Here is a 12,430-nt window from a genome sequence, read left to right as displayed (position 1 = left end):
AAAAATTAGCAGGCTCCTGATTGAATCAGAAGCCTTTTTCTATGCGTATTGTGACAGCTTAGAGGATTAACCTACTACTGCACTTTACTAGAGCTATCGAAGAAGGGTATAATAAGTAACAATTGTTTTTAATTCATGTTGAAAGAGAGCGGGAACAATATGGGTCGTAAGTGGAATAATATTAAAGAAAAGAAAGCTTCCAAAGACGCAAACACAAGTCGTGTTTATGCAAAGTTTGGCGTTGAGATTTATGTAGCAGCAAAGAAGGGTGAACCCGATCCAGAAGCGAACCGGGCTCTGAAAGTTGTATTAGAACGTGCAAAAACTTACAATGTACCAAAAGCGATCATTGACCGTGCGCTTGATAAAGCTAAAGGCAGCGCTGAAGAAAATTATGAAGAGCTTCGTTATGAAGGATTTGGACCTAGCGGTTCAATGATCATCGTTGATGCGCTCACAAATAACGTTAATCGGACAGCTCCATTGATCCGTTCAACCTTCAGTAAGAATGGCGGAAATATGGGTGTCAGCGGATCAGTAGCTTACATGTTTGACTCTACGGCCGTTATAGGTGTGGAAGGTAAAACTGCTGATGAAGTAATTGAAATGATGTTTGATGCAGAACTTGATGTACGCGATGTGCTGGAAGAGGATGATGCAGTAATTGTTTATGCAGAGCCTGATCAGTTCAATGCAGTGCAAGAAGTATTCAAAAATGCAGGCATCACTGAATTTACTGTTGCTGAGTTAAACATGCTTCCACAAAACTATGTGGCACTCCCAGAAGATGCTCAAGCTCAATTCGAGAAATTGATTGATGCTTTGGAAGACCTGGAAGATGTTCAACAAGTGTATCATAACGTAGATTCAGAAGAAGAATAATTTAAGTTTTATAAAGGGCGATGGAGTTCGCCATAACTGTCTCTCTGAGACTAATGACTCCTACCAGTGTGAGCTTCCCTGGTAGGGGTCTGTTTTATTGTTGAGACTAATTTATTTTGTCCTTAGGAGCTGTCGAGATGAATCCATGGTCTACCCGATGGTTTGAAATCACTAAGAAGCGAAGTTATTTTGCACTTTGGAGTACTTTTATCAAATGGATTGTGCTTGGTAGTGTGGTTGGCATTTTATCCGGCACCGCCTCTGCTTTTTTTCTGAAAAGCTTGGATTACGTTACAGATGTACGTTTAGAGCATCCGTGGCTACTTTATTTGTTGCCTCTTGGGGGAGTACTTGTTAGTTTCTTATATATGCGATATGGCAAGAACAGTTCTAAAGGCAATAACCTCATTCTAGAACAAATTCAGGACGGACAAGAAACCATACCTTTGCGAATGGCTCCATTGGTGTTGTTCGGAACATTAGTAACCCACTTATTCGGTGGATCCGCTGGGCGTGAAGGGACAGCTGTTCAAATGGGCGGAAGCCTTGCGGAATGGTTCGGAAAGCTGATTAAAATCAGTCCTATGGATCGCAAAATATTGTTAATGTGCGGAATTAGCGGTGGTTTTGGATCTATATTCGGCACTCCACTAGCAGGAACTTTGTTTGGTCTAGAGGTAGTAACCATTGGACTTATTAGTCAACAGGCATTACTTCCATGTTTTGTGGCTAGCTTTGTTGGTGATCTGGTCACCACTCGATTGTGGGGCGTTCATCATACACACTATGTAGTGAATGAATTTCCAGCCTTAAGTTTAATGATTATTCTAAAAGTGGTATTGGCCTCTGTAATTTTTGGTCTCGTGAGTATGCTTTTCAGTGAACTGACTCATTTTCTAAAAAGAATCTTCACCGCCATGATAAGCAATCCAATGATAAAAGGTGCAGTAGGTGGATTAATTATCATTGCCTTAGTATTCCTTGTAGGGTCTCGTGATTACTTAGGCCTCGGAATTCCATTAATCAAGGATTCTTTTGAGGGAGATATCTCACCGTTCGCTTTTTTATGGAAGCTGATCTTTACTGCCTTTACCTTAGGAACAGGATTTCAGGGTGGTGAGGTTACTCCGTTATTTGTGATTGGTGCCACACTAGGCAATGCTTTGGCTGAAATATTACATGTGTATGGACCCTTTTTAGCTGCCCTCGGTTTTATTGCTGTCTTCTGTGGAGCTACTAGCACGCCTATCGCTTGCTTTTTAATGGGGATCGAGCTGTTTGGTTCGGAAGGAGCCATATACATGTTTATCGCTTGTGTGGTGAGTTATTTATTCTCCGGACATAGTAGTATTTATACTTCACAGCTTATCGGTGTATCGAAGAGCCAGTTCATTACAATTCCTCAAGGAACTAGGATCGGTACGGTCAAACGCACCCGCAAAAAATAAGAGGACCTCTCGGATGATGGTTGACAAGTAACGGCATGCGTTTTAAACTGTTACCAAACGAAGGGATGGTTCAACATGATTCATGTGGAAACTGAAAAATTATATACCAGAAGCTGCTCCGAACAATCGGATACAAACGATGAAACGTTGTCCGGAGCTTAATCAAAAAGCGAATCGCTTTTTATATCATCGAAAGATAGCTAGGTCATTTTAGTGTGATTATTCATGCTTATTTGATTACGCCATCTTCCGATGTTAATGATTAAGAGGCTGTAGACAATTTTCGTCTACAGCCTTTTGTGTTTATAATGTTCAGTTTCCAAACTGACAATTATCTATTTGTGCCGTCTATTCGTGCACGGATAAGCAGAAGGCTTGCGCCCAAGGGCGCGGTGTCTTCTGCTTTTTTTGTGCTTAAAAACAATTATAGAAAAGAGGAAAGTAAATGAGTTTACTTGAGGTTTCTAATTTATCACATGCTTTTGGAGATAAAGTGCTGTATAAACAGGTTTCTTTGGAAGTCTACAAAGGGGAGCATGTAGGTGTGGTGGGTCAGAATGGAACAGGGAAAAGCACATTAATTGGTATTCTGACGGGCGAGGTGATTCCTGATGGTGGAACGATTAAATGGCAGCCCAATATCAAAATAGGCCATCTTGATCAATACGCGGTTATTGATGGGTCAAGTACAGTTCAAAGTTATTTAAGGCGAGCGTTCACTGAATTATACAAAATGGAAGAAAAGATGAATGCACTTTATGCGGAATGTGCAGTTACTGGCAATGAAGTGCTTTTGCAGAAGGCAGCAGACCTTCAGGAACGACTCGAGGCGCTCAACTATTATTCTATCGAGAGCAATATCAGTAAAGTGGTTACGGGGCTAGGATTAAACGCAATGGGGATGGACCGTCCTATTGATCAGCTTAGTGGGGGGCAGCGAACCAAAGTTATATTGGCAAAGCTGTTGCTTGAACAACCTGATGTGTTATTGCTCGACGAGCCCACCAATTATCTCGACACCACGCATATTAACTGGCTTGCTGAATATCTGATAGCGTTCGATCAAGCCTTCATTGTGGTCTCTCATAACTATGCTTTTCTCGATAAAATATCAACAAGCATTTGCGATATTGAAGGGGAAACGATTAAGAAATATCATGGCAAATATGCTGATTTTTTGAGACAGAAGGAGCATTTTCGCGAGAGCCATATCCGGCAGTACCATGCACAGCAGAAAAAAATTGAAGCCACTGAGCAATATATCCGGAAAAATGGTGCTGGTGTTAATTCTAGAATTGCCCGTGGCCGTCAGAAGCAGCTGGATCGTATGGAGAGAGTCGCTGCACCGACGTTTGTCACTAAAGCATCTATCCATTTTCAAGAGCTTCCTGTTAATGCACAAGTTGCGCTTAGAGTAGACCATCTGGTGGTTGGTTACGTCAAACCGCTGCTGCCCAAATTAACATTTTCGATTCGAGGAGGACAAAAGATAGTCATAACAGGCTTTAACGGCATCGGAAAATCAACATTGCTGAAAACATTAGTTGGTCAAATCCCTTGTGTTGCCGGGGCTTTCCGCTTTGCCGAACAAGTCTCTATTGGTTACTACGAGCAAGATTTAATTTGGGAAAACGATAACATGACACCTATTGAAATCGTCTCATCGTTTTATCCAAAATTGACTATTAAGGAAATACGTCGTCATCTAGCATTATGTGTTGTAAAAGATAGTCACGTTACACAGCCTATCCGTACACTCAGCGGTGGCGAACAATCTAAAGTTAAGCTGTGTCTTTTATTGCTTACAGCATGTAATTTCTTAATCTTAGATGAGCCCACCAATCACTTAGATGCCGAAACAAAAGATGCTTTACAGAAAGCTTTAATCCAATTTAAAGGTACAGTGATTCTGGTTTCTCATGAGGAGCAATTTTATCAAGGGTGGGTGGATCGTGTAATCAATATTGTGGATGAAAATAGAAATAGAGAACTAAAGTATAGCCATAGATAAGGTTAACTAGTAACATGAAGCTGTTCCAAATTAATACAATCGTCTTCAAATGGCTTCCTGGTTTAAGTGAATATTAAGGAGGGTTCCAATCAGACATGTACATTAATAAATCTTCGTTAGCTCAGTTTGCTCAGGGCAATAAGACCTCAGATGTAACCATGGATAGATATCTTACACAATATTTAGATCTTTACGATAAGGTAGAACCACACGTGCGTGCTTTTGTGCTAGAGGAGAACCGAGCAGATAGAATAAAAAATGAAGTGGCTGGGGTAAGAGAGAAGTATTCAGAAATTCCTAAACCATCGCTATATGGAATACCTGCTGGAATCAAAGATTTAATTCACTTAGATGGGTTGCCTACCCGTGCAGGGTCGAACCTCCCCCCACAAGCTTTGACGAAGTCTGAAGGTAGTTTTATTCAAAAGGTTCGGCAAAAAGGGGTTTGGTTCACCGGCAAAACAGTGACGGAGGAATTTGCTTATGCCGGACCTATCACAACCCGCAATCCTTATCAGCTGGAACATACGCCTGGCGGTTCTAGTGCAGGCTCTGCTGCTGCGGTTGCCGCGGGCATCTGTCCATTTGCGATAGGTACACAAACCTTGCGTTCTGTTATGGCACCTGCTTCATTTTGCGGAGTGGTCGGCTTTAAACCTAGTTATGCGCGTATCCCTATAGATGGTGTCCAATTGATGTCGCCATCTTTTGATACGTTTGGATTTTTCACTCAGGATATGGAGGGTATGGACTTTCTCGCCGCTGAGCTTGTAACGGGATGGAGACCTTTTAAAGAAGCTCGTAAACCTGTACTGGGGATACCCGAAGGTGTATACATGACATTATTGGAGGATGACACCAAGATAACCTTTCAGAAGCAGCTTAAGAAGCTTGAGGAAGCAGGGTTCAGCATAAAAACAGTTGCGATGCCGTGGGAAGATAGCTTTATCTACGGAGATGCCATGGTGCGGTTTGTACATGGAGAAATGGCGCAAGTCCATGATCCACTATTTGATGTTTATAAAGATCTTTATGATGATACCGTACGGCAGGCTATTTTATCTGGACGAACCATCACTGAGGAAGAACTGGAAGGATATCGTAGCGGACAACTCAAGCTCAGAAATGATCTATTAGATGTGCAGAAGTCACAGGGGATTGATCTGTGGGTTTCGCCGGCTCAGGCAGGAACAGCTCCGCTGTGGGGAACACGAACCGGATGGACCGGAATGACAGCCATTTGGTCATATGCTGGAGCGCCTGCGGTGAGTATTCCAGCTGCCACTATAAATAACATGCCATTAGGGTTTCAATGTATCGGGGCATATGGTAGGGATGAAGAGTTAATTTATTGGAGTAAAGATGTTTCTTTAGCGCTTCAGTGATTTTATTGCTGTAGAAATGGAAGGTGTTAAGTTGAACAGTCAAAGTGTTGTGTTTCCTGCGTTGCATACAGAAAGAATTGAATTGCGGATTTTAAATCTAGAGGATGCAAATGTAGTCTTTAGACATTTTTCTGATGAAGAAGTAACTAGATATATGGACATTGAGCCCTGCAAAGATCTAAAAGAAGCTGAAGAGATCATTCAGTATCATTTGGACGATTCGGGTTGTAGATGGGGAATGTTCGAAAAAGCGAATAATGAGTTTATCGGCACCTGCGGATATCATTATTTAAGAAGAGTAGGCAATGAATTTACAGCAGAGGTAGGCTATGATTTATCCAGATCGTTCTGGGGCAAAGGCTACATGTACGAAGTGATGAAAGAGATTATTGATTTGGGATTCTTGAAATTGGGGTTTACTAGTATTGACGCTACAGTTGAGCCAGAGAATGTTAGATCCTTAATGCTGCTAGAGCGATTAGCGTTTGAGCAGGACGCTGAACTTCGTGATCAATTGTTGTATTTTGTTCTAAAACGTAATCGGTAGATTACACAGTAGGTCTTCGTTTTATTTGAAGATCTACTTTTTTTTGTATAAAGTGAGAGTTTTTTAAATAGGGATCGTCTATACAGTATCGTGCTTCAAGGAGGCTTCATGGTGAAGGGACATGTACCGAAAGTTGAAAAAGAGGATGAGAGGCTATGGATCCAAAATATTCTCGATGGACATAAAGAAGACTATTCGTATCTTGTAAATCGATATAAGAATAAAATTTATGGGCTTATGCGAGGAATGGGAGCCAATCATCAAGATGCACAAGACATAACGCAGGAGACTTTTATTAAAGCTTACCGCAAGCTAGCCTCACATGATTTGGATAAGAATTTTGCGGCGTGGCTATATGCTATCGCTACTAATTTACTGAAGGATTTGTGGAAAAAAGACCGACCAACAGCGAGCTTGCCGGACAACAATGCCGAACATTCTCTTTCAGATAATCCAGAAGAAGAATTAATGCGATCGGAGCATCGCACAGAGCTGCTTCACCTGATGCAGAAGCTCCCGTCTAATTATCGTACGGCTTTACTGCTTCGTTATACCAATGATTTAAGCTATGAAGAAATGTGTATGGTTCTAGATGTTCCATTAAGCAAGATTCAAAATGATTTATACCGGGCTAAACAGCGTTTGAAGCAGCTAATTACACTCCAGGAGGTGAAGACCGATGAGGTGCTTAAATTCCTATGAGATCGAAGAATATATTTTAAGCAAATCTATCTTACGAGATCAAGCCGTAGCTGAACATATGGCAACTTGTACGCATTGTAATATGATCTACGAAGCAGAGCTTGAAGAACAAGCTGAATGGTCGCAGGCTATGTATGAAGAGCGCTTACCAGATTCATTTACTGCTCAAGTAATGGCTTCTTTGGAACAAGTAGAGCTTGAGGAATTTACTCCAACACAAAGGAATCGCAAGCATCCGAAGCGCAATAAGTTGCTGAGATTATTTATGGGCGCGGCGTTGTTACTGGTTGTACTAAGTGCCGTGATCTTATATTCCGTTCCTACACTGGCAGAGACTTTACGTTCTCTTTTTGTTAAAAACAACATGGACATTGGCCTTCTACGAGCACAAGAATTTGGGTTAGTAGAACATCCTAATATTAAGGTGAAGGATAAGGGCTACACTATCAAAATAGATGAAGCGGTGGCAGATCCTACACGGGTAATTGTTGCGTTACAGTTGTTTGGACCGGATGGAAAGCATGATAAAAAACGCTTGGCCCTTAATGATGGGAACAGTATTGCGATTAAGGATGATCAAGGGAAGGTTGTTGGGGAGTTATACGATATAGGATTTACCAGTGACTTTTACTATTTGATCGCTAATTTCACTGAACCTCTGCAAACTGATCGAATTACGGTCGAAGGTCATATTACTGAATTGGGAAGTGAACGCAAGAACATCCCTACTCTTAAAGGCGATTGGAATTTCAATTTTTCGATGGATATGACGGAAGCGAATAAACAAACGACCTCCATGCCACTAACGGGTAGCTACACCTCCCCGGACGGTTTAACTGTGACCTTGAATAAATTAACTCATATGGTGCAAGGTGTTCGTTTTGAGTTCGATACTCAATTGAGTGAAGAGGCGTTGACCCGTTCTCCAGGCGAACTATGGAAGCAACAAGGTTTGAAATTCCATTTTGAGGATACAGTAGGAGAAGAGATTCACAGTGTTAATGCTAGAAAGTTTCCTAATAAGAACAGCGTTATGTCCTACTCTAACATTCCCGGGGCAACAAAGGGACTTATGCACTGGAGCTATACGTTTAAATATTTACCACAGGATACGCCTTATACTTTCGTATTGGATGGATATTTTATCCCAGAGAAGGATGGTTCTAGTGTGCAATTTGAGCCAGCCAAGTTGAAAGAACATCCGATTCCCTTTGCTTTTGACGGGGATGAGCTGATGTTAAATGATTTTATAGTGGAATCGTCTCCCGATAACAATGTATCAGCGAAGGAAGGTGTATTACATTTTAGCGGAAGATTGAAAAATGAATTTATGAATGATGAATGGATGTTCAAGACAATGGATGGCAAGGAATACAAACTCACTAAACAAGGAGCGCATTCTATCAAAGGGGAAGGATGGAAGGATGGATATATTATAATTGTTCAATCTCAGTCAAATAATCAAAAGAAATATTTCCAATTCCGTGCCGAAGGCCTTACACAAATTCCCGAGCAGCTTCAATTAATACGCACGATAAACAATCGAATGTATACTAATGTAGACTGGTCCGTTCCTATCATGGAAGCTAGCAAAAAAGAGTAAATATAGTTATTTGGTTTCCGGATTGTACAAGCAAATAAGGGGGAATAAGCATCTCATATACTATCACAATCGAAAAGAGGTGGTAGTTTATGACTGCTGCAGAGAAGAGAAAAATTCAAAGAGCTTTGAACGCATTGCGTAAGCAAAGAGTGATTCTGAAAGAAAGTCTTAAAAGAATTGAAGCCATTCTTTGCAGGTTGCCTATTGGCAGTCGTGAAAGATTTGAATTGTTAGCAGTAAGAGACTCAATAGTAGAAGCGCTTCGACTAAATGCAATTGCCATTAGAAATTTAAAAGATGCTACTTGTTCTTGTTAATTACCCTAATACCAGTTCTACGCAGCTTTTGCGTGGAGCTGGTTTTTTTGAAATAATAAGATTCACACTATCCGTTATGATACTATAAACTTAATATGTCGATAACGTAAAAAAGAGAGGAAACCATTTATGACCAACAAATTATACTACAATTCAACATACCTGACTGATTGGCAAACCCGTGTGACTGAAACCATAGAACGAGAAGATGGTCTTTATGTTCTTTTGGAGGAGACGGCTTTTTATCCGCATGGTGGTGGACAACCCTGTGATCTAGGATCTATTCAGGGAATTCCTGTGCTTGATGTAATCAGTGAGGAAGAGCTTGTACTACATAAGCTGGAACGTTTACCTAATGATGAATCGGTAGCTTGCCAGCTCGATTGGAATAGAAGATTTGACCATATGCAGCAGCATAGTGGCCAGCATTTGCTCTCAGCGGTTTGTCTAGAAAAACATAACTTTATGACCTTAAGCTTTCATTTAGGTGAGGATTATTGCACCATTGATATAGAAGTGCCAGAACTGAATGCTGGTCAACTGTCCTCGATAGAGAGAGAAGTTAATCGGCAGATTTACTTAAATCACAATATTCTCAGCTATTTCGTAACAGGGGAAGAGGCTTCACAGCTTAAATTGGTTAAACAGCCAAAAGTGACAGAGAACATCAGGATTGTTGAGATCAAAGATGTTGAATACAACGCTTGTGGGGGGACACATGTGTCCTCAACAGGTGAAATTGGAATGATTAAGCTTCTGAAAGCTGAAAAAATAAAAGGGAATACGCGGATTTATTTTAAATGTGGATACCGGGCTTTAGAGGAATTTAATACCAGTCAGCAAATCCTTGGTACACTATCTTCCAAATTCAATACAGGCAAAGATGAAATTATCGATCGAATTGAAAAATGGGAAAATGAACAAAAGCTTCTGCAAGCTGAAATTAACCTGCTTAAAGAAAAAAATGACGACTATGTCGTGCAAGAGCTTTTAAATGAGCAAGCGGGAAAGATAATCGCACAAGTATTTGAGGATAAATCGCTAAAAGATCTACAGAGCTTAGCTAATAAGCTGACTTCGAAATGTGATCTTCCTGTATTATTAGCTACTTCTGCGGAGAATAAGGTTGTGTTTGCGCAGAATGGGAGCCTGGAGATTTCCTGTGGAGCTTTTTTCAAAGCTCATCTAGGCAGCTACAACGGTAAAGGCGGGGGCAGCGATAAACTGGCGCAAGCAGGATTCCCAACTCGGGAGGATGCTTTGGCTTTTTATGAGTTTGCTAGAGGGTGAAATGAAACTTTTTCCATTATCTTCCGTCTAATTACATATGATTATAATGTCGAAGGAGACGGATAGAAATGAATAAATGGAAAGTAACGCTAGGGATCTTTGCTGTTTTGATTTTAAGTACTGGGTATGGATCGGCATCTGCGCAAGCAGACAAGCAAATTCAATTCAACTATAAAGAAATTGGAATCAGCAGTAAACAAGTCATCGCGGAGAATACAACTTTTGTACCTTTGAAATCACTTGCAGATGCTATGGGTTATACGTTATCGTGGGATCAAAAATTAAAAACGGCCAAGCTGGTACGTCCAGAGCGTGAAGTCATCTTCACTGCGGGTGCTACAACGTCAAAAGTGAACGGGGGAGCGATGGGATTAACAAAATCTCCACGTATCATAAAAGGTTCGTTGTACGTGCCATTGGTCTCTGCGGTCAGTGTACTTGGGGGTAAAGCGGGGCTAAATAAAACGGATGGAATTATCCACATCGTTGATGAACCTAGATTTGTTGCCGCTTCTGTAGAAGGAAGATCCTATTGGATATCTCAAAAAAACGGTGATTTATATTACCGGGCTACAGCAGCTGGGAAACCAGTAATTATTGGCCAACTACCGCTCAAGGGATCCGCTTACAATCATGGATTTGAGATCAAGAAATTTGGAAATGGCAAGTACTTGCTCCAGTTAACAGACAATCACTATGCTATGTTTAATGATTTCAGCAACAGCTATCAGGTACTAGTTCAAGCAGGTACAATAATTCAGCAAATGGATTATCATTATATGATCTCTGCTTATCCTCATGCGCCTCAAGTGCCCTCCACTCAGGTGTATATGACCGATGGGAAGAACGTTCAGTATATTACTAAGGATGGCGGTTTGGGCAAGTTGTTTGAGATGGAGAAATTAACCGGGGCAACCGGTGATTTCATAGTGGAGTACGCCGCGGAGGATGTGGCACTCGTTCGCTTATTAGATACAACACAATTATATATTGTCTACAGCAGTACAGGAGAAATCGTCAATCTCAGTGAACAACTGATTACTAGTGAGGATCGTAAAGAATGGGATAAAGTAAATGATGGCAGAGATCAATACATTCTGAGCAGAATGTTAGGGATGAAAAGCCGTAAGGGGAATGTACTGACCTTCACCTACACGCCAATCCTTGAGGAAAAAGCAAAAACAGTGACATATACACTTCAAGCGAAATAATTCGGAATCACATCAATATAATTAGTACAAAAAAAGAGCGATGTTGAACATCGCTCTTTTTTATGTATTTATGATTATTTCGTCGTCATCATACTTCCACCCTTAATCTGAACGGGTTGATCATTTATAGATACCCAAACATCTATGGCAGAATTGTTGCGGATAATCGTTTTGTCGGCACTTAATTTCAGTGAATACAGGGCAGTGACATAATCATAAATCTCAATATTGGTTGCGTACCAAATATCTGAATGCCCACCTGCTTGTTGGCAAAAGGTTTCGATAAGCTCCCAATTGTTCTGCTGTGCGAACTCATAACTATGGCCCCAAACATAACAGAGTCTTAGTTTCTGGGAGGGTCCTTCCATTGTGAATCTCTCCCAAACCTGATGCAGATCTTCAATATGGTGGCAGGTTGGATGCCATTCCATGAAATTAAGAGGCATATCAAACTGTTTGGTAGAGTGAACAGTGCGGCTGTATTCAATTCCAACGGACTGAAGTGGTGCAATTATCTCCTGTGAGTATGTACCGTAGGGGTAGGACATGCCTCGCACTGGATAATCCACCAGCTTCTCCAGTCGTTTACGGTCTTCGAACAGCTCTTCAATTACCATCGGTAAAGGTAGACGCTCTAGATGTGGGTGAGTAACGGAATGGGCGGACACTTCATGATTCCTGAGTGATTGCTTAACATCAGCGGGAGTTAAGAACCCAGGTGCATTGATCATTGCACTATTTAAATGGAAGGTCCCTTTGATTCCATATTGATCAAAAATTTCTGCCAAGCGGATATCGTGTTTCTGGCCGTCATCATAGCTCATAGTGAGCGCCTTAGGTAATCCGCCTGGGAATAAGTTGAATTGAAGTTTCATGAATTCACACTCCTATAATTTGGTAAGATCGAAATTACTTCTTCCAATTATAAACAATTAACGTTATAATCAGATTCCACGTTTAAAAAGGAAAGAGTTTTCAGTGAAAAATATACATTTAAGGAGAGATGCTATCTGCCTGACTTTCTCTACGTTGTA

At 40.9% G+C, this 12,430-nt stretch carries 11 protein-coding genes and 1 riboswitch; of the genes, 10 read left to right on the top strand and 1 reads right to left on the bottom strand.

Going from position 1 to position 12,430, the window contains the following annotated elements:
• Positions 1-159 precede the first annotated feature (159 nt).
• The 10 genes from MHH49_RS26720 to MHH49_RS26675 all read left to right on the top strand — a co-directional run bounded on the left by MHH49_RS26720 (position 160) and on the right by MHH49_RS26675 (position 11,396).
• The gene (locus tag MHH49_RS26720; RefSeq protein WP_036678376.1) at positions 160-882 is read left to right on the top strand and encodes a YebC/PmpR family DNA-binding transcriptional regulator; all 723 of its coding nucleotides are present in this window, start codon (positions 160-162) and stop codon (positions 880-882) included.
• Between the two features lie 7 nt (positions 883-889).
• Positions 890-952: riboswitch (Fluoride riboswitch) on the top strand.
• A 67-nt stretch (positions 953-1,019) separates the two neighbouring features.
• Complete coding sequence (locus MHH49_RS26715) at positions 1,020-2,330, top strand: voltage-gated chloride channel family protein (RefSeq protein WP_036678092.1); 1,311 nt, start codon at positions 1,020-1,022, stop codon at positions 2,328-2,330.
• A 445-nt stretch (positions 2,331-2,775) separates the two neighbouring features.
• Positions 2,776-4,341, top strand: a complete 1,566-nt coding sequence (locus MHH49_RS26710) for an ABC-F family ATP-binding cassette domain-containing protein (protein ID WP_036678090.1) — start codon at positions 2,776-2,778, stop codon at positions 4,339-4,341.
• A 95-nt stretch (positions 4,342-4,436) separates the two neighbouring features.
• Positions 4,437-5,726: an amidase family protein gene (locus tag MHH49_RS26705; protein WP_076099300.1), complete on the top strand. Its 1,290-nt coding sequence runs from the start codon at positions 4,437-4,439 to the stop codon at positions 5,724-5,726.
• Between the two features lie 31 nt (positions 5,727-5,757).
• Positions 5,758-6,273 (top strand): GNAT family N-acetyltransferase, encoded by a 516-nt coding sequence (locus MHH49_RS26700; RefSeq protein ID WP_038570819.1) that lies wholly within the window; start codon positions 5,758-5,760, stop codon positions 6,271-6,273.
• 108 nt (positions 6,274-6,381) lie between these two features.
• Entirely contained in the window at positions 6,382-6,975 is a 594-nt protein-coding gene (locus tag MHH49_RS26695; RefSeq protein WP_052097020.1) for an RNA polymerase sigma factor, read from the top strand.
• Positions 6,953-8,578 carry a DUF4179 domain-containing protein gene (locus MHH49_RS26690; RefSeq protein ID WP_052097022.1) on the top strand — a complete coding sequence of 542 codons (1,626 nt, stop codon included), beginning with the start codon at positions 6,953-6,955 and terminating at the stop codon, positions 8,576-8,578. Before MHH49_RS26695 ends, MHH49_RS26690 begins: the two co-directional genes overlap by 23 nt.
• Before the next feature lie 89 nt (positions 8,579-8,667).
• Positions 8,668-8,895, top strand: coding sequence for a hypothetical protein (locus tag MHH49_RS26685; protein ID WP_036678084.1), 228 nt, complete (start codon positions 8,668-8,670; stop codon positions 8,893-8,895).
• A 129-nt stretch (positions 8,896-9,024) separates the two neighbouring features.
• Complete coding sequence (locus MHH49_RS26680) at positions 9,025-10,185, top strand: alanyl-tRNA editing protein (protein ID WP_038570821.1); 1,161 nt, start codon at positions 9,025-9,027, stop codon at positions 10,183-10,185.
• A gap of 68 nt (positions 10,186-10,253) precedes the next feature.
• Complete coding sequence (locus MHH49_RS26675; RefSeq protein WP_038570823.1) at positions 10,254-11,396, top strand: copper amine oxidase N-terminal domain-containing protein; 1,143 nt, start codon at positions 10,254-10,256, stop codon at positions 11,394-11,396.
• Positions 11,397-11,470: 74 nt separating this feature from the next.
• On the opposite strand, the gene MHH49_RS26670 is transcribed toward MHH49_RS26675, so the two are convergent.
• Complete coding sequence (locus MHH49_RS26670) at positions 11,471-12,271, bottom strand: polysaccharide deacetylase family protein (protein WP_038570825.1); 801 nt, start codon at positions 12,269-12,271, stop codon at positions 11,471-11,473.
• Positions 12,272-12,430: the final 159 nt, after the last annotated feature.

The organism is Paenibacillus sp. FSL F4-0122 (assembly GCF_038002845.1).
Classification (GTDB): Bacteria; Bacillota; Bacilli; order Paenibacillales; family Paenibacillaceae; genus Paenibacillus_AQ; species Paenibacillus_AQ odorifer.
This window is presented reverse-complemented; position numbering and strand designations above follow the sequence as displayed.

Bases quoted from the DNA above. Each gene is read 5' to 3' on its own strand.
- MHH49_RS26670 (WP_038570825.1), bottom strand. From the start codon at position 12,271: ATGAAACTTCAATTCAACTTATTCCCAGGCGGATTACCTAAGGCGCTC.
- MHH49_RS26680 (WP_038570821.1), top strand. From the start codon at position 9,025: ATGACCAACAAATTATACTACAATTCAACATACCTGACTGATTGGCAA.
- MHH49_RS26715 (WP_036678092.1), top strand. From the start codon at position 1,020: ATGAATCCATGGTCTACCCGATGGTTTGAAATCACTAAGAAGCGAAGT.
- MHH49_RS26710 (WP_036678090.1), top strand. From the start codon at position 2,776: ATGAGTTTACTTGAGGTTTCTAATTTATCACATGCTTTTGGAGATAAA.
- MHH49_RS26705 (WP_076099300.1), top strand. From the start codon at position 4,437: ATGTACATTAATAAATCTTCGTTAGCTCAGTTTGCTCAGGGCAATAAG.
- MHH49_RS26720 (WP_036678376.1), top strand. From the start codon at position 160: ATGGGTCGTAAGTGGAATAATATTAAAGAAAAGAAAGCTTCCAAAGAC.
- MHH49_RS26675 (WP_038570823.1), top strand. From the start codon at position 10,254: ATGAATAAATGGAAAGTAACGCTAGGGATCTTTGCTGTTTTGATTTTA.
- MHH49_RS26695 (WP_052097020.1), top strand. From the start codon at position 6,382: ATGGTGAAGGGACATGTACCGAAAGTTGAAAAAGAGGATGAGAGGCTA.
- MHH49_RS26690 (WP_052097022.1), top strand. From the start codon at position 6,953: ATGAGGTGCTTAAATTCCTATGAGATCGAAGAATATATTTTAAGCAAA.
- MHH49_RS26685 (WP_036678084.1), top strand. From the start codon at position 8,668: ATGACTGCTGCAGAGAAGAGAAAAATTCAAAGAGCTTTGAACGCATTG.